Source organism: Pontibacillus sp. ALD_SL1, assembly GCF_017355605.1.
In genome coordinates this window covers 1387069-1405589 of record NZ_CP062974.1, presented here as the reverse complement: position 1 = coordinate 1405589, position 18521 = coordinate 1387069, and the positions used below count along the sequence as shown (strand labels likewise).

Genomic DNA, 18521 nt, shown 5'->3' with positions numbered 1-18521 from the left:
GCCCTTTCAAGGCTAGTTCTTCCTCAATCAAACCACTTTCAAACTCTATATTGAAACAAAAAACGTGCCGCAGGTGGGATTCTCCCCTGCGACACGTAATGAACTAACAGTTATATTTTATAATATTTAGGCAGATTTAATGGATTGGGATCCGCCGAAATGTAGTAACTTCGGCTGTTTGTATAAGATAATATTTAATATCACAGCGCTGATAATGAAAGATGGGAGCATATAGCCGATGTTATAGGTTAAGGAATAAATCCAAGCAGGTGTACCTTTTGGTGCGAATGAAGAGAAGAATACTATCCCACCTACAAAGTGGCTCATGAATCGAAGGCCACTACCAATAAGCGTTCCCAAAATGATGTAAATCGTAAACGCTTTTGCATGCCCCTCACGAACAGCTTTTAGAGCTGGTTTTGAGAACAAACCTGCCACTCCTACAACAGCATATGCAAGAGGATAGTCCATTACATACTGCACAGGATGAACGATAAAGGGATTAATCAAGGAGTTAAATACACCTACTAAGAGACCTGTCATTAAGCCTCCTTTTAGCCCCCAACGGTAAGCCATAAAGAAAATCGGCACCATAGAAAAAGCGATGGATCCCCCTTGTACCCATAACGGAATCGTTAAAAAGGGTAAACTAAGAACCGCACCTAATGCAGCAAACATGGCAATCTCAACTAAAAATAAAATCGGACTACGTTTCATCTTAAATCTCCTCCCTAAAGATAAATTTACACACAAAAAAAGCAATGCAAGGGAGAGCTTTAAGATGGATAGTCCTTTTGCATTGCGCCATCACTAAAGCCACATCCCTACGCTAGTACTAACTAACAGGTTCAGAGGGTCAGAACAATTTGTTCAATCTCAGCCATAAGGCTCCCCTTGTGGTCTTCTTACTTATGCTTTTTTCGTTAATCCCATTATAGGTGAATAAATCACCGTACTCAAGTCATCTACCAAAAGTTCTTCTACTTTATCCAATATTTTCTTTTTATATATGGTATACTAAGAAATGGATAGCCTATCATTTATTCATTTTTTTCTCAAACTGCTACTACAAACATCCGTTCTATACTCCTTTTTCCCTTCCACTTGCGAAACCCCCCCTAAATCTACTTATAACCATGTGTCTTTTTACCTAATTTTCGAGAAAACTTCTTATTTTCCTCGTATTCTCTTGATCTATCACACTCATATGTCTCAAAGATTTTTACTATGGCTTCGTATTACAATAGAATCAACTACTTAAGGAGGGATTCTATTGAAACGTTTTTAAATCGTTATACTTAGTTTCATGTTCATCTTATCTTTATCTATTGGGCCGATCGCAACTTCGGCACAACCATCAGAGAAACCTCAGGATTACTTAATAGGTTTTAAGACAGGGGTAGATAAGCAAGAAGCATCTAACATTAAACAGTTAGGCGGAAAAGTTAAGCACCAATTCAAGTACATGAATGTCGTACAGGCTAAACTTCCTTCTAAAGCTGTAGAGGCCCTTCAAAAGAATCCAAATGTTACTTATATTGAAGAAGATGCAAGTGTACAAGCTTACGGTCAAACAACTCCATGGGGCATTCCAGCCATTAACGCTGATGATGTTCAAGCAAGTGGCAATTCTGGAAGCGGTATTAAAGTAGCTGTTTTAGACAGCGGCATAAGCGCTAGTCATGAAGATTTACAAGTTGCAGGTGGTGCAAGCTTCGTAGATAGTGAGCCTGATCCATTCAATGATGGAAATGGCCACGGTACCCACGTAGCTGGAACGATTGCTGGTGTTAACAATACTCTTGGAGTACTTGGTGTAGCTCCATCAGCTGAGCTTTACGCTGTTAAGGTATTAAGCAGTAGCGGTAGCGGTTCTTATAGTGGGATCGCAAAAGGTGTAGAGTGGGCAATTGACAATAATATTGATGTTGTCAATATGAGTTTAGGCGGAAGCCGCGGCTCGACTACACTACAACAAGCAATGGATAACGCTTATCAGCAAGGTGTTTTGTTAATTGCTGCAGCTGGTAACGAAGGATCAAAAGGCAAAAAGAACACAATTGGCTATCCTGCCAAATACACATCCGTTGTTGCTGTTGGTGCTGTAGATGAAGGCCTAAACCGTGCTTCATTCTCTTCAGTTGGAGAGGAATTAGAAGTAATGGCTCCAGGTGCAGATATTCTTAGCACACTTCCAGGTAACACATACGGCTCTTATAACGGAACGTCTATGGCGTCTCCTCACGTAGCCGGAGCTGCAGCACTCATCTTAGCAGAGGACAGTTCTCTCACAAATCAAGAAGTGCGCAGCTTATTAAATAGCACGACAACGCCTCTAGGCGATGCTTTCTACTACGGTAATGGATTAATTAACGTACAGGAAGCAATCAACGCAGCTACTACTACTTTTGCAGTAGCACAATAAATGAACTTTCCCCTTCGTCCCCGGGCCCTCCCGGGGAATTTTTTTGTCTTTTTGCTTTAAGGTTAAATGTTGTTATATCTTTAAGATTAGGGCTGGATTGTTGAAGACTCGAAACTGAGAGAATGTTTTCGTTAACTTCAATTGAGCATAAGGTGGGCCTGGAAACCACTCGCTTTCCTGTGGGGAGCTGGTGAGCCTCCTCAGCCGGCACGCCGGCTTCCGGGGTCTCACCTAGGCTCTTCTGCCCACGGGAGTCTCGCAGTTTCCAGGCCCACCTTTACCATATTAGGGTAAACGAAAACATGCCATATAGGGTGACTTCAGAGCTCCTGATGCGACCTGCGAGGCCGTTCACCTCTATAAAGCCAGGGCTTGCTCGGGGACTGCGAGACTCCCGCGGGAAAAGGAGCCTAGGGAAGACCCCACAGAGAGCGCAAGCGAACGAGGAGGCTTCCCAGCTCCCCGCAGGAAAGCGAGTTGTCCCCGAGCTAGCCCAACCACTCATCAAACATAACGGTCCTTTCCGGCTTAAACATCTCAGCTTCAAGTCTTCCACCTAAGGGGGGGGCTTATATGGAACCCTTTAAAAGCATATACCTTTACAAAGATTCTTGATAAGCCTATGATGTTCCTTGGTGTTTAAAATCGAGATTCCATCAGGAAACGAAGCACCATAGGAGGACTTATTATGACACAAACAAAATTACCAATATGGACGAAAAGCTTCCTTTTCATTTCCTTAAGCAATTTCTTTTTATTCCTAACCTTTTATGCTCTGTTAACCACTTTACCGATTTTTGTGACAGATGATCTACAAGGAACAGAAGCACAAGCAGGTTTAATTGTTACATTGTTTTTACTATCGGCTATCCTTGTAAGACCTTTTTCCGGAAAACTTTTAGAAGACTTCGGAAAGAAAAAAATGCTTCTAATAAGTCTTTTACTATTTATGTTGACTACATTCGTTTATGTAGCAGCAACTAGTTTTTACTTATTATTAGCTTTGCGATTCTTTCACGGTATTTGGTTCGCCATTGCCACTACAGCAGCTGGTGCAATTGCTGCAGACATTATACCTGATAGCCGACGCGGAGAAGGACTTGGGTATTTTGCTATGTCGATGAATCTTGCCGTTGTTGCAGGTCCTTTTTTGGCTTTATCGCTTTTAAATTGGATCTCATTCTCAACACTCTTTATTGTACTTGGTGCCCTTTTAGCTGGAGCTCTTCTATTCACTAGCTTTGTAGCTGCTCCCGTTATGAAAGAAACTTCCAAGAGGAAGAAAATAACCCTTCATGATTTATTTGAAATAAATGCTTTACCCATTGCATTAGTAGGAAGTTTACTAGCTTTCACCTACTCTAGTGTTATTTCTTATATTTCTATTTATACGAAATCTCTTGGATTACTAGAAGCAGCAAGTTTTTTCTTTGCTGTATTTGCTGTTGCGATGCTCATTTCGAGACCGTTCGTCGGGCGCATCTTTGACTCTAGAGGTCCAAGCATTGTCATCTATCCGTCTCTAGGCCTCTTTGCTTTAGGTTTATTTAATTTAAGTATGACAACTTCTCCCTTTATGCTCTTGCTGTCAGCTACACTAATCGGTCTTGGCTACGGGAGTCTTGTGCCTTGTTTCCAAACGTTAGCTATTCAATCTGCTGATCAACACCGAAGCGGCCATGCAACAGCGACATTCTTTACACTCTTTGATATAGGAATTGCAACTGGATCTTATGTTTTGGGAGTCGTAGTCTCCCTACTAGGATATAAACCGTTATATTTTGTGATGGGTCTGTTTGTGTTTATTGTTATGTATCTTTACAAAGTCATGAATAACAGAAAAACAACTTCAATTAACTCAAGATCAACCGTTCACTCTTCCTAACGAGGATGGTTTTGAGCAAAATACCTCCTCCAATACAAATCAAAATCCCCTGGCTCATAAGAGCCAGGGGATTTTTAGTATTAAATATCTGTTAATTCAATTGTTGTTGGTTCTGGTTCTTCATCAAGTGATAATTGACTTGTTGTGAAGCCTCCCAATGCCGAAAATGCAATTGCCCCTACTGCTAAAGCTGAAATCATCCATTTTTTCATACTTCCCCACTCTCCCTCTACGTAATTGATAATTTTTTATATGATTCATTAGCTAGAGTTAGATAGTAACAAGCATCCTTATACCTTTTGTGTTTTTGTAAGCACTCAGCCAACAGTTCACAATAAAGTCCGATATAGAACTGATTCTCGTTATCGATAAAATAAGGAATGACTGTTTCTTTTAAATAATGCTCCAGACTAATGAGATCCTCAAGAACTCGGTATTTATATACCTGAAAATAATAGCGTAGAATTTGGAAATCGTTCTGTTGTTGGATCATAATTAATCCTCGATCGATCCATTCCAACGCCCTGCCTCGTTCACTTAACTCAAAAAGCGATTCCACAATGGAGGCAATACTTGTTAGCTTTCCTTTTACGTTATGATCATCTTTAAACACTAAACTCTTTTCAAAATAATCAATTGCTTTTTCATGATGCTTGAGAGCTGCATGAAGAGCTCCGAGGTTATGGTAAGCAATCCCTTTTAAGTAAGAACTCTGCAAGTTTCCCGCTGCCTTTACCGCCAGCTGAAAGCACTGTTCCGCTTGTTCAAACTGGTGAATCCGCTTATAGCAAATCCCAAGTAAAATCTGACAATCTCCACTTCTTTTAAAATCGAATTGAATCGTGTATAAATTTAACGCTAATCTTGCGTAATGAAGGGACAGAGTCACATTTTGAAGAGATGATTCATTAATGGCTGTTATAAAGTACAAATCAGCTCGTTCACTATCACTTAGCGTATTTTGGTGAACAAGTGCTAACGCCTTCTTATAATATTGCTGAGCCTCTCGATATCTCTCTTGCATATTATGATAAAGGCCAGAGAACTTTATATAATAGTACTGATGTTTTTCCTCAAACAAATCTTGCATTCTCTCTAACTTGTCTAATAAGACCGGCACTTCTGCAAAATGACGCATCAACAAATGATAGCGAACCTCATACAACTTAAACAAAGCTAGTATACTAGGAGTTGAGAGTGTGCTCAATTTTTGCTTTAACTTTACATATAACTCTGTTGCCTGGTCCGTTTCTCTTTGCATGATAACGGTATACCATTCGTGTAGTTCTTGCTCGAGTAACTCCTCATCTACGCCTTCTTCTAGTACTTCGACTGGAATATCCAGGCGATGTAAGAGCAGTTGAACAATTTCCTCACTTGATTTCGTAAGCCCATTTTCGATTTTACTTAAGTAAGAAATCGAACAAATACCTTGAGCCGTTTCTTCAAGAGTACGATTTTGGTTTAACCGATGTAACTTGATTGTTTTGCCCACTTCAGACCCTTTTAAGATTTGAATCAACTCACTCTCTACTGAAGCATCCTCCTTTGCTAGAGTGTATGCTTCAAATGTTGAGACTACCCCTCTCACATCCATTTTCTCGTTTGGGAAAGTCTATCTATCAATATAGCCAAAAAGGCTGTATTACATCTGCATTTTTTCCCAAACATATTTGGAATATGGGATGTAAGTTACATTCATCATAATCAAAAATTAGAAATATATCAATATTCTGATAATTTTAGGTACTAGAGGACTAGTTCTTATGGCTCAAACCTTATTTTTGCTAAGTTCATTTGACCTATTAAATGATGGTAAACGTATATTAAGCTATGTTCTATAACTAAAATTGCGTAATGATTGATCTCTACGAGTTTATAGCACCATTAACCTGGGTATTAATAGAATAAATCATAAAAAAACCCCTTTGGTTTTTGAAACCAAAGAGGATATATAACCGTACGTGTAAGATAGACTTACTGTTGGTGTTGATAAAGTGTGTCATATAAAGTTGAAGAAAAATCAGCGCGAGATACATTTTCTGCGGAATAGCTTTTTACACTTTGATCCTTTTCAATACCTGATGCTTCAAACGAATTTAAAACCATCGTAGTCATTTCACTAAATGTGATCGTTTCGTTTGGTTTAAATTCACCGTTTAAGAAGCCATTAATAATGTCTAGCTCTTTCATAGCTGCTATATCATTAGCAAATTGATGATTAGGATCTACATCTGGGAATGTTGTTTTATCAGAAGCTTCATGCTCAATGATTCTGTTAAATAAAGCAGCTGCTTGCCCTCTAGTAACATCTTGGTTAGGTTTAAATGTACCATCATGGTATCCTTTTATAATCTCACTACTAACTAAAGCTTTGATCGCTTCATAAGCAACATGATTTTCATCCACATCTGCAAATAAACTGTCTACATTATTTAACCCTGCTACACGACGTGCCGTAGAAAACTTAGGACCCCAGTACGGATTGCTAAGAGAGACAATATCAATCCCCTTGCTAGAGGTAGCACTAATAAACTTATTATTACCCACATAAATTCCGACATGCGAGATGCCTGCTTTATATGTGTTCTCAAAGAATACTAGGTCTCCTGGCTTCATATTGCTTTTACTAACTGCTTGTCCTACTGTGGCTTGACTTCCAGTTGTACGAGGGATTGAGATACCCACTTTGTTAAAGACATACTGTGTATATCCAGAACAGTCAAATCCACTAGGGCTTTGACCACCAAATACATAAGGTACTCCCATATGATTCTTAGCTACACTTAACAAATCATCTTGACTAGCCGCCCCAGCTACTGATGCACCACTAAACGTAAACATTACAGCCATTCCACAAGCTACAATTTTCTTCAACATATTCCCCACTCCATTTTCTTCTAGTATCGTCTGTTTTTTCTTCTACGACTATTCTACCAAAAGTTTGTTTGTCATAAAGTTACGTTTATATTACAATTTGTTTTCAAAAAAGACATATTTTTTATAATAATACAACAAGATCCCTTCATTACTTCATTTTTACTGTAATAGGTAAATATAGGGATTATAAGAAAATGAAACTTTCGTACAAGATTTAAACATACGTATACTTAGGGAGTTGTTCCCAAAAAGTTTACTTTTCTCACAACACGAGTCTCTTCATTCACTCTTCACCAACCTATCAACACCTCATTTTTTCTTCATTCATTGACAATAAACCACGTTATAAGTAAACTTAGGTACTGCATGTAAAACAAAAAGTGAATACTCCTTCTTATCACGAGAGGCGGAGGGACTGGCCCTACGATGTCTCGGCAGCGGGCTCATTGCAAATGAGTGCTGTGCCAAATCCAGCAAGGTTACACTTGATAGATGAGAAGAGGAGCTCTAAATATAAAGCCCTCTTCTGATTAAGAAGAGGGCTTTTTTAATGATACATGGCTAGTGTTTTCCATTACACAAGAATTTAAACAAGCAAGAAAGAGGTGCAGCAACATGAATATAAACAAAGGGAATCCACTTGCTCTATTACCCTTACTCATTTTCTTAGTTATCTTTGTAGGATCTGGCATAGTAACAGGTGATTTCTATTATATTTCAATCTTAATCCCAGCCCTAATTGCAGCGATTGTTGCAATTCTACAAAATCGTAAGAAGCCAACCTTCGAAAAAGTGGAGCAATTTGCAAAAGGTGCAGGCCATCCTGACATCATGATTATGGTCTTCATATTCATATTAGCCGGTGCGTTCTCATCGGTGGCAAGCAGCATTGGTGCCGTAGAATCTACAGTAAACCTGGCATTAACTTATCTTCCTGAAAACTTAATCATTGTTGGAGTCTTCATTATTGCTGGCTTCATTTCACTTTCTATGGGAACATCGGTTGGCACAATAAGTGCACTTGCACCAATTGCTGTCGGTATTAGTGCCGAAACAGACTTTTCTGCAGCCTTATCACTTGCAGCTGTTGTTGGTGGTGCAATGTTTGGTGATAACCTATCCATCATTTCTGATACGACAATTGCGGCGGTTCGAACACAGAAAACTGAAATGAAAGACAAGTTCAAAGCCAACTTCTTCATCGTTCTCCCTGCAGCTATTGCGACTATTATATTGTTAATCGTGATCACTTCAGGCGGAACATCGTCTGTTGATGCAGATAGCTTCAACTGGTTAAAAGTGATTCCTTATGTCGGAGTTTTAGTGGGTGCGTTAGCAGGACTGAATGTGATGGCCGTGCTCATTGGAGGTATTCTTTTATCAGGAATAATTGGAGGAATTAGTGGTGATTATTCTCTTGATGCCTTTATGTCTAACATAACATCAGGAATTAACTCCATGTCGGAATTAATTTTCCTTACAATAATAATTGGCGGAATCGTAGCTATGATTCAACACAATGGCGGCATTCAATTCCTTCTCCATACCCTTACAAAAGGAATTCGCTCTAAACGTGGTGCCGAAGGAAGTATCGCCGGTCTTGTAGCCACTACAAACTTAGCTACAGCAAATAATACAATTGCTATAATTACGACTGGACAATTGGCAAAGAACATTGCTGACGAGTATGAGATTGATTCCAGAAAGTCTGCAAGTTTACTAGATATATTCTCTTGTACAATCCAAGGCTTAATCCCATATGGAGCGCAATTATTAACAGCAGCCCAAATCGGTAGCCTATCGCCAATAGAATTACTACCGTATTCTTTCTATCCTATATTAATTGCAATCTCAGGTCTCATAGCAATTGCAATTGGGTTCCCACGCTTTAAAAAATCTGCGTAAAATTACTAAAAATGACGGGATACATGTATCCCGTCATTTTTTTATCCCTTTAGAACTATAAGAAAGGGTCAACACCTAACAATTGCCCTGCCAATGTCTCTCGCTTTGTAAATACAAATAATAAAAACAAAAAGAAAATCGTAAATAATGAAATGGTCCACCACTTCCCCATGTGCCCCCCCCTATACATCACGCTTCCGGAATAATGTAATCGCTACTGCAAGCGCAATACATCCGTACATAATGGTATAAAGAATCATCACATTATTAGGAGCTGATGCACTTGCAAACATCCCTTGCTGAGCAAGGCTGACGGGATTATCTGCTGTATCAAATAAGAATACCGTCATTTTTCGGTACATGGCGTCTACAGGAAAAATAAGGCTTGAGATAATTCCAATATTCACAAGTGCCCCCTTTTCCATTATGGTTCCAATTTGCTCAACAAATCCTCCAATGAAGGCAGATCCGTATAGGATGATTAACACGATCCCTGCATTTAGGGTTGTCATTCTACTACTTAACATGACACCTAATGTCACTAAAACTAGAGGTTGTAACATATACGTTGATACAGCACTTGCAATCTGGCTAATTGAGAAATCAAGGGATACAACTTCGCCCCCTATGCCTTGGTGCAAAATGATGATACCCGCAAACAATAAAGCCGCGTAAGCAATCAACAGACCTCCAAGTCCGATGACTTTACCTAAAAGAAATTGTGTACGAGTTATGGGGCGCATTAGCCACGTATCTATTTGATGACTATCTATTTCACTAGCAATTGCACTGACACTAGATAAAATAGAGAGCAAAGCAACAATGAACGAAGAGAAATAAAGTCCAACACTAAGTAATTGTGATGAGAACAGCTGCTGTTGCATCATTTGGTCTACCGTTGAGGCCCCAAAACTTTCCCAGTCTTTCACTGCATAGTGAATCGCTACGCCATATAAAATAAGGAAGACCGCTGTCATAATCATCGTAATAAGGAAAATCCGTTTGGATACAATCTCTTTAAATGTTAACTTAGCGATGGTCCACATAACGCTGCTCCTTTTCATTCACCCAGTACATAAACACATCTTCTAAATGAGGAATGACGGGTGTTACTTCATAAATAGGAAGCTTGTGACTCGCCAAGAAATCGACAAGTCTTGGAATATCCTCTTCCCTTTTCAATTGGTATAAGGCTTTAGAACGGTCATTAACGGCTTCCTTGTTTTCTACATTACGAACAAAGTCAGGAAAATCATGATTGGTTAATCCAGCTGTAGCCGAGGACATAATTTCAACCTGTGCTTCCACCATCATCAGTTCCCGCCATTTTCCCTGAACGATCATTTCACTCTTATGCACAATAGAAACATGATCACAAACTGACTCCACCTCATTAAGCAAGTGGCTATTTAGGAAAATGGTTTTTCCTTGATCTTTTAAATGAAGCATCAAGTCACGGACATCTTTCCTTCCAATTGGGTCAAGAGCTGAAGTGGGTTCGTCTAAGAAAATCAGTTTTGGATCATTAATAAGCGCACAAGCAAGTCCAATACGCTGAGACATTCCTTTTGAATACCCTTTAATCTTTTCTTTATCACGCCCTGTCATGCCAACGAGGTCAATCACTTCTTCAATTCGTTTCTTCCTTTCACGAATTGGCACCTTACACAGTTCTGCATGACTTTCAAGTAGTTTACGACCTGTAAGCCAATCTGGATATCGAAACAACTCTGGTAGATAACCTACCTTTTCTCTTGATTTAGGAGTGCCAATCGGCTCACCTAAAATTCGCCCCTCTCCACTTGTTGGATTAAGTAAACCTAACATCGTTCGCACAAATGTACTCTTACCAGCACCATTCGGACCAAGGAATCCATAAACCATGCCCTCTTGGATCTCTAAGGACACATCACGTATACCAGCCTGGCCATTGTAGGTTTTCGTTAATCCATTAGCTTCCATTACATTCATAAAAGACTCCCCTCTCTACAGAAACGCACAAAATGGGCTGCTGGAGCAGCCCTTTACTATTATTGTGCTAATTCGTTGGCGATTGATTTTAGTTCTTGATTCGTTAGTCTAGATTTTTCAATACCTTTTTGGCCATGTACCGTAAAGGAATCTACTACATGGATGTGTTCTCCTTCTTGCCACATAATTGTAGCCACTTGATCGCTACTCATCATATATCCCTTATTGCCTGCAATGGTCAACTCTTCTACCTTCTCACCCTCATTTTCAATGTAAGGAAGAGGCAGGGTTTCTTCGATGCTCTGTATTTGTTGAATTTGACGTTTCACATTATATGGCACAAACGGAAGCTCCAATAAAGTATTCTTCAACTCTTCAACCGAAGTACCTTCAGGGACCGTAAAGGTGGGAGCGTCTATATTCGAATAACTTATTTGGTTCTCTCCTCGTTTAAAATCGAAATTGTTCGATTCACCAACGTGTAACGAGAACGTTTTCCCATCCAATGCTTCATCAAATTGTTGTACCACACCGAACTGCGTTAACAGATTATTGGCTTTCGTTACATCTAGATTAAAGCTCATCGTATATCCGGGATCAATATTCAAGCTTTCAAATGTAAATGAATCGATTTCCGGAACATCATACCCCGCTTCCACCGCTTCTTGCACTCGGTTAAATCGAGATTGTTCACTATAACTGTTAAAGTCAGTTGTCCTATCTGAAATTCCTATTTCACCAAGCCCCTTCAATTCATAGGTTCCTTCTTCTTCTCTGCTTAACCAACGGTCGACTTCGTTCATATCCTCTTGTGTCAATTTAACCATTTCAACCTGATTGACGCGGAACATAGAAAGAAATTGATCGGCAGCAACTTGAACTTGCGGGAAAGCAAGAGATCCAAAAATTGTAGCCGCTGCTACTCCAGAAGCAATAAAACGTTTGGTCTTCGTAGTCAATTTAAACACTCCTTTTTGTTTTTGTGGTTTTTCACTATTTTGGGTTACGATTGGGTCTTTCTTCACTTTATTCTCTTGAATCTTATTTTCAAATGAACGCCAGGCGGCATCTACATCGATGTCGGCATTTGGTCCTTGAAAGGAGAATTCGATTTCAGATTCAAGTGCTTGTAACTCTTCTAATTCTCCACGACAAGAAGCACAAGTCTCTAGATGTTGCATGACAACTTTTTTCTCCTCACGGGTAAGCTCATCATCTAGGTAAGCTTGTAACGTTCCATTTTCAATACATGCCATCCCGGTCATCTCCTTTCATCTCTGAGTATACATTTTTGAACCGCTTCTTCGCCCTGGCGATCAACGTACCAACGGACGTACGCTCAACGTTTGCTGTTTGAGCAATCTCTCCATACTTAAAGCCTGAAAATTTCATCATCAGTAACAGTTGATCCCGTTCATTTAATTGAGCTAGCGCATCTTTTACTTCTTGGCGGTGTTCCTTTTCCATATAAGCTTCTTCTACGGAAGCCATAATGTCATGACTATATTCTGCTTGTTTCTCAGCTTTCTTCATCTGTCGTTTTTCAGTTCGTATGTAGTTGTAAGATAAACGAACAGCGACTTTCATAAGCCAAGCAGGAATAGATTCGATCTCTTCCTTTTCAGAATGATAAAGTTTCAGAAATACTTCTTGAGCAATTTCTTCTGCTGTTTGCTGATCGTGTACAATCGTAATAATTTTACGGACGATATTTGGGTAGTACTGTTTAAATAAGTGTTGAAACTGAGCTCCTGTTGGCTCCGTTTCATTTGAGTAATTGGAATCGAACAAATTTGCTCTCACCTCCAAAGCGGCCCCTCCTTTCGAACAGCTTTCATAGTAGAGACACCGGATTTATGGTTTTTGTGACAGGTATAAAGATAAAAATTAAAAGAATTTCCTTTTTATGTACAATTTCATACGTCCTTATTCATTATAGTTCAAAAGGGTAGAGGCTCGAGCCACTAAATCGAGCTTAGGCTCTCATAACCCAATAACCCACGGCCGCGGTCCACCCCCCTCACTATGACCCACAAAAAAACTCCACCCCCTTTTTTCAAAAAGGGGTAGAGTCACTATAGCCTTATAATTGCTTGTGTTTCATAAAATCAAGAACCTCTAAGTCAAGTTTACCATGTTCAAGGGCTCGTTCCTCGAAGTTCTCTCTGTGGAGGAATGAAGTAAATGCTTTATACATAATGGATTCTACAACATTGACAGTAGGGAGGTATCCGAGTCTTTTCAAATGAAATAAGAGCTCTTGCTTAACTTCTCCTTCAATTAAGGCCACATTTTCTTCTTTCGTAGCCCCAAAGTAAAGTTGCTGAAGGTGATAGATTCTCACTAGCTCATGAATGGGTTCTTCATGCTCATCTACCCGAAGATCAATGAAACGGTCATTAAATCCACCATAACCTCCATTTTCTTTAACGACAAGAAGAGCTGCAGATTGCTTCCCACGCTTATCCCCACCAGCCATCTGTCCAGCTTGGAGCGCCTGTAGCAGGCGATCAGCCAAAGACCCTTTACCTGATTCGAAGGCAGAAGCCATCTCGGTTACGGTTTCTTCATTGACCAATATGTTTCCTTGAACGGCAAAATTCGATCCTGTTAAGCCTCCTGCCCATTCATAACAAGCGTCACCTGTATAGTTAGCTGACTTTCCCTCTGCATTCACGATTCCAACCTGACGCATTCCCCTTTCAGGATCAGCTTCCGTTAATTGTTTTACCACTTCATCAGGAGCAAAGCCTTCTTCTAATAAGCGAAGCCCTTCAGGCCCAAAAGAAGGATTAGCTAAGGATTGGGTAGCAACAGCGCCTACACCCGCTTTTGCCCAGGGAACAACAGAGCCAGAACCTAAGAACTTAGACTGAACGGCAACTCCTAGCTCACCTGTTTCAGGATCGTATCCAACAATCGAAAACGTTGCAACTATAGGATTAGAAACTCTGTTCATTTTACTTCTCCCCTTCTCGTACCATAAATTAATCTAACTATAATAAAAAAAATACTTTTATAGCAAGCATTATTTTTTAAGTATTATGTAAATTCCTAGCCTTGTTCATTCATTCTTAAACATATGCCTTCGGTTATCCTTTACATCTTCATATATAAAAGCCTGGAGCAAACTTGCTTCAGGCTTTGTTTATTATTAATCCTTCGTGTCATCTTGATGGTCCTTATCTTTTTCCTCATCCTCAAAATGAGCATCGATTGGACCTTTTTGTTTTTGTTCTCTTTTCTTCTTCCGCTTCAAGCGCTGAACAATTTTCTTATAATTCAACGAAAACGTCTTTGGTTCATAATGTTCAGAAGCTCGAATGTCTTCAGATGACGCTCGCATAAAGGACCATGCTAGCATAATCATGATAAATAATAGCGGGAACCCACCAACTATGGCGGCTGTTTGTAATGTTCCTAGTCCGCCAAGGAACATTAACACAAGTGGCATGAGACATAGAGCAAATGCCCAGAAGAGGCGATTCCATCGTAAAGGCTCGTCTTCTACTTCTTTTTGAACAACCGATGCCAGAATGTAGGAACTTGAATCAAATGTCGTTGCTAAGAATATAATCGCTAAGATGGTAAAGATAAAGATCATAAACCATGCTAGTGGTAGTTGACCAATAATCTCAATAATCGCTTTTGGCGCACCATCATTATTCAATACATTGATGACATCAAACTCCCCTGTAAGTTGCATATGCAGGCCGTAATTTCCTATGATACCAAAGAACAGTATACTTCCAATCGTTCCATAAATGATGGTCCCAAGAATCATTTGGCGTATAGAACGACCTCTTGAGATCTTCGCTACAAATAAACCAACGAAGGGTGCATACACAAGCCACCATGCCCAGTAAAAAACAGTCCATGACTCAGGGAAACTGGTTTGTTCATATGGCCCGAGCGCATTATATGGCTCTGTCCATGTACTCATATGAAAGAAGTTGTCAAGCAATAAACCAAGACTATTTGTAGTCGTTTCTGCCATAAACCTCGTAGGACCAAACATAAACACAAAAGCTAATAGAAAGATCGACAACCATAAATTAAGATCACTTAGAACCTTGATTCCTTTTTTCAACCCACTATACGCACTGATTGCAAAGATAAGCGTAACAATCGCCAGGATCGCTGTCTTCATGAGCATATTAACAGGAATCCCTGTTAATTCATTAATTCCTTCAGCAATCATTGGAGTACCTAAAGCCAACGTAGTTCCTGCTCCACCTAACAATCCAAACATAAATAAGATATCAATTGCCGTCCCTACAGGACCGTTAGCAAGGTTTCCTATAAGTGGCCTTGTGGCTTCACTAACTTTTAGCACAGGTTTTTTGCGAACATAGTAAAAGTAAGCCATTGGGAGTGCAGGGAGAGTATAAATCGCCCATGCAATCGGTCCCCAATGAAATATTCCATACGTACTTGCCCAGGCGATGGCTTCTTGTGTTCCTGGTTCAACACCGAACGGAGGGCCTTGATAATAATATGCCCATTCAATCGTACCCCAGTACAGAATACTTGATCCTATCCCAGCGCAGAACAACATACCCGCCCAAGAAAAGTTATTAAATTCAGGCTTCTCCCCTGCATCACCTAATTTCACACGCCCATTGTCACTAAACGCAACATAGATAAGAAAGAAGAAAATGCCTAACCCAACGAGTAAGTACAATACACCAAAATTAGTTGTTACAAATGTATTAGCCTGATTAACGTACTCAGCTCCCTTTTCCGGGAATAGAACCAGGGGAATCGTAACTAATAATAATAGTAGAAAGGCCCCTAAAAAAGTAGGCCAATCCATTATTCCTTTTTTCATGGTTGTGTCTCCTTTGATGTTAGACTTCCAAACTTAGGATGCTCTGGGTATGAACCTTTCATGCGGATATCCATTTACTCCTCACGGTCCTTTTCCACATGCGTTTCATCTGGGCCTTTTTTCTTCTTCTTTTTCTTTCTAGCCCTTTTTACATCTTCAAAGTCAATATGGATGGCTTTTGGTTCATATTCACCTGCATCTTTAATATCACCAGTTGAAGCCCTCATAAAGGAGATTGCAAGCAAAATCATAATAAATATGAGCGGAAATCCTCCCACAATACTTGCGGTTTGCAGCGCAGATAATCCCCCTAGGAACATAAGAACAAGCGGCATAAGGCATAGTGCAAAGGCCCAGAATAAGCGGTTCCATCGTAGCGGCTCCCCTTCTACCTCATTTTGAACAACAGAAGCTAGAATGTAAGAGCTTGAATCAAATGTAGTAGCTAAGAAGATTACAGACAGAATGGTGAACAAAGCAACCATGACGAATGATAATGGTAATGTACCTATTACATCGATAATCGCTTTAGCTGGTTCATTATTTTCAAGAACAGAAATTACGTCAAACTTTCCGGTTAACTGCATGTGTAAACCGTAGTTTCCTATGACTCCAAAGAATAGAATACTCCCCGTAGAACCGTACGCAATCGTTCCGAGCACCATTTGCTTTAGCGTACGTCCTCTAGAAATTTTGGCAACAAATAAACCGACAAATGGCGCATACACAAGCCACCATGCCCAGTAGAAAATCGTCCAACTCTCTGGAAAACCTGTTCGTTCATAAGGGCCTAAGCTGTTATAAGGCTCTGTCCACGTGCTCATTCTGAAGAAGTTATCGAATATTAATCCAATACTATTTAGCGTTGTTTCAGCTATAAACTGAGTAGGGCCAAAAACGAAGACAAAAGCAATTAGGAAAATCGATCCCCATAAGTTTATGTCACTTAACACTTTGATCCCTTTATTTAACCCCACATAGGCGCTGATAGCGAAGATCGTCGTACACACTAGTAATACAATCGTTTTAACAAACAAGCTTACTTGAAGACCAAATAAATTTTCTAGGCCATAAGCAATCATTGGCGTTCCAAGAGCAAGCGTGGTTGCTGCTCCTCCTATCAACCCAAACATAAATAAAATATCAATCAGATTCCCAATAGGCGTATCTGCCAACTTACCGATTACAGGTCTTGTGGCTTCACTAATCTTCAATACTGGCTTCTTCCGCACATAATAGAAATAGGCAATCGTTAAAGCTGGTAACGAATACATTCCCCATGCAATAGGACCCCAGTGAAACATTCCATAAGAGCTTGCCCATAAAACCGCTTCTTCTGTCCCTTTTTCTATACCAAATGGTGGGCTCTGATAGTAATAAGCCCATTCAATTGTGGACCAATACAAAATACTTGCTCCAATACCTGCACAGAAAATCATCCCCGCCCATGAGAAGTTATTAAACTCAGGCTCCTCATCCATGTCCCCTAGTTTGATTTTGCCTTTCTCACTAAAAGAGACATAAAGCATAAAGAATAAGATTCCAAGACCTGCTATTAGGTAGACAACTCCAAGGCGCCTGGTCATAAATTCATTAGCTATATTGACAACCTTGTTGCCTGATTCCGGAAAGACAACTAGTGGAACAGAAACTGCCAATAATAAAACAAGTGCACCAATAAACGTTGGCCAATCAATTTGCTTAAATTTCATGTTCACGATCTCCTTCTTGTACCTGTTTGCCTTTATCTTGAGCGAAGGAGGTTTTTTTATTCTCTTTCTAAACGAGAACGAAAATCATTCTCATTATTTTCGCTAACGCGGGTTTACACATACCTGCTACCGTGTTACCTTATCATGTGGAAGGAAAGACATCTTAATTATTCAACATTTAAACGAAAACGAGTGGAACGAATAGATTTGCGCATTTGCATAAAAAAAGCCATTTGCCCCCCAAGGTGAACATGGCTTTTTTTCATGCCTCCCAATGAATTTTAAGGAGGAACTTATATGAATACCATCATCAAGTCATTGATAGCGCCTCTTATCGCTTTTGGAATCTTTGCATTTGGATTACCTTCTGTACACGCTGATGAAAAAGCAAACGTCGAGGAGAAACAAACCGATCTACAAGAGGAAAGTGCTGTTAATGGCGCTTCTCTTCCTATAAAGAAAATAGAAGTAGACAAGAAGAAGACCGAATTTGCCCTTTATGATACAACAGAGCAAGAAGAGCAATCACCTTCAAACGTCGAACGCACCGTTCACGTTGAGGCTACAGCTTATACTGCTCACTGTGATGGCTGCAGTGGCATTACAAAGACGGGAATCAATTTACTTGAAAACCCTAATAAGAAAGTCATTGCTGTAGACCCAGATGTTATTCCATTAGGATCAGAGGTTTACGTTGAAGGCTATGGTCGTGCAATCGCTGGTGACATCGGCAGTGCGATCCAGGGTAACCGTATTGACTTATATATGAAGGATCATAACGATGCTATGGACTACGGACGTCGTCAAGATATAAAAGTAGAGATTCTATCCTCTTAATAAAAAGCTCCCTAGAAAGGGAGCTTTTTTATGATACATATTTCTATTGATGAGATCCATCCTACTATATAGGAG

The 18521-nt window shown here is 39.8% G+C and carries 15 protein-coding genes and 2 riboswitches; of the genes, 4 read left to right on the top strand and 11 right to left on the bottom strand.

What is annotated here, in order from left to right:
- Positions 1-126: 126 nt before the first annotated feature.
- Entirely contained in the window at positions 127-717 is a 591-nt protein-coding gene (thiT, locus tag IMZ31_RS07075; RefSeq protein ID WP_207529853.1) for an energy-coupled thiamine transporter ThiT, read from the bottom strand.
- A gap of 87 nt (positions 718-804) precedes the next feature.
- Positions 805-905: riboswitch (TPP riboswitch) on the bottom strand.
- A gap of 401 nt (positions 906-1306) precedes the next feature.
- Here thiT and IMZ31_RS07070 point away from each other — a divergent pair.
- Positions 1307-2425 carry a S8 family peptidase gene (locus IMZ31_RS07070; RefSeq protein WP_207529852.1) on the top strand — a complete coding sequence of 373 codons (1119 nt, stop codon included), beginning with the start codon at positions 1307-1309 and terminating at the stop codon, positions 2423-2425.
- Between the two features lie 688 nt (positions 2426-3113).
- Positions 3114-4310 (top strand): MFS transporter, encoded by a 1197-nt coding sequence (locus IMZ31_RS07065; RefSeq protein WP_207529851.1) that lies wholly within the window; start codon positions 3114-3116, stop codon positions 4308-4310.
- 80 nt (positions 4311-4390) lie between these two features.
- On the opposite strand, the gene IMZ31_RS24630 is transcribed toward IMZ31_RS07065, so the two are convergent.
- The 3 genes from IMZ31_RS24630 to IMZ31_RS07055 form a co-directional block, all read right to left on the bottom strand.
- Positions 4391-4522, bottom strand: coding sequence for a hypothetical protein (locus IMZ31_RS24630; protein ID WP_256438024.1), 132 nt, complete (start codon positions 4520-4522; stop codon positions 4391-4393).
- A gap of 17 nt (positions 4523-4539) precedes the next feature.
- Entirely contained in the window at positions 4540-5901 is a 1362-nt protein-coding gene (locus IMZ31_RS07060) for a helix-turn-helix domain-containing protein (RefSeq protein ID WP_207529850.1), read from the bottom strand.
- Between the two features lie 386 nt (positions 5902-6287).
- Positions 6288-7190 (bottom strand): C40 family peptidase, encoded by a 903-nt coding sequence (locus IMZ31_RS07055; protein WP_207529849.1) that lies wholly within the window; start codon positions 7188-7190, stop codon positions 6288-6290.
- A gap of 391 nt (positions 7191-7581) precedes the next feature.
- Positions 7582-7689, top strand: a riboswitch (SAM riboswitch).
- A 116-nt stretch (positions 7690-7805) separates the two neighbouring features.
- Between IMZ31_RS07055 and IMZ31_RS07050 the strand changes: the two genes are divergently transcribed.
- On the top strand, positions 7806-9095 hold the full coding sequence (locus IMZ31_RS07050) for a Na+/H+ antiporter NhaC family protein (protein WP_207529848.1): 1290 nt from the start codon (positions 7806-7808) through the stop codon (positions 9093-9095).
- A 182-nt stretch (positions 9096-9277) separates the two neighbouring features.
- On the opposite strand, the gene IMZ31_RS07045 is transcribed toward IMZ31_RS07050, so the two are convergent.
- The 7 genes from IMZ31_RS07045 to IMZ31_RS07015 form a co-directional block, all read right to left on the bottom strand.
- Positions 9278-10141, bottom strand: coding sequence for an ABC transporter permease (locus IMZ31_RS07045; RefSeq protein WP_207529847.1), 864 nt, complete (start codon positions 10139-10141; stop codon positions 9278-9280).
- Positions 10125-11066, bottom strand: a complete 942-nt coding sequence (locus IMZ31_RS07040; protein ID WP_207529846.1) for an ABC transporter ATP-binding protein — start codon at positions 11064-11066, stop codon at positions 10125-10127. Before IMZ31_RS07040 ends, IMZ31_RS07045 begins: the two co-directional genes overlap by 17 nt.
- Positions 11067-11125: 59 nt before the next feature.
- Entirely contained in the window at positions 11126-12322 is a 1197-nt protein-coding gene (locus tag IMZ31_RS07035) for an anti-sigma factor family protein (protein ID WP_207529845.1), read from the bottom strand.
- A complete protein-coding gene (locus tag IMZ31_RS07030) occupies positions 12309-12869 on the bottom strand; it encodes an RNA polymerase sigma factor SigX (protein ID WP_207530329.1) in 561 nt (186 codons plus the stop codon). Before IMZ31_RS07030 ends, IMZ31_RS07035 begins: the two co-directional genes overlap by 14 nt.
- A gap of 280 nt (positions 12870-13149) precedes the next feature.
- Entirely contained in the window at positions 13150-14025 is an 876-nt protein-coding gene (locus IMZ31_RS07025; RefSeq protein WP_207529844.1) for a DUF1028 domain-containing protein, read from the bottom strand.
- 195 nt (positions 14026-14220) lie between these two features.
- Positions 14221-15897, bottom strand: a complete 1677-nt coding sequence (locus tag IMZ31_RS07020) for a BCCT family transporter (protein ID WP_207529843.1) — start codon at positions 15895-15897, stop codon at positions 14221-14223.
- A 74-nt stretch (positions 15898-15971) separates the two neighbouring features.
- Entirely contained in the window at positions 15972-17609 is a 1638-nt protein-coding gene (locus tag IMZ31_RS07015) for a BCCT family transporter (RefSeq protein WP_207529842.1), read from the bottom strand.
- 297 nt (positions 17610-17906) lie between these two features.
- Between IMZ31_RS07015 and IMZ31_RS07010 the strand changes: the two genes are divergently transcribed.
- On the top strand, positions 17907-18446 hold the full coding sequence (locus tag IMZ31_RS07010; protein WP_207529841.1) for a 3D domain-containing protein: 540 nt from the start codon (positions 17907-17909) through the stop codon (positions 18444-18446).
- The last annotated feature ends 75 nt before the right edge of the window (positions 18447-18521 follow it).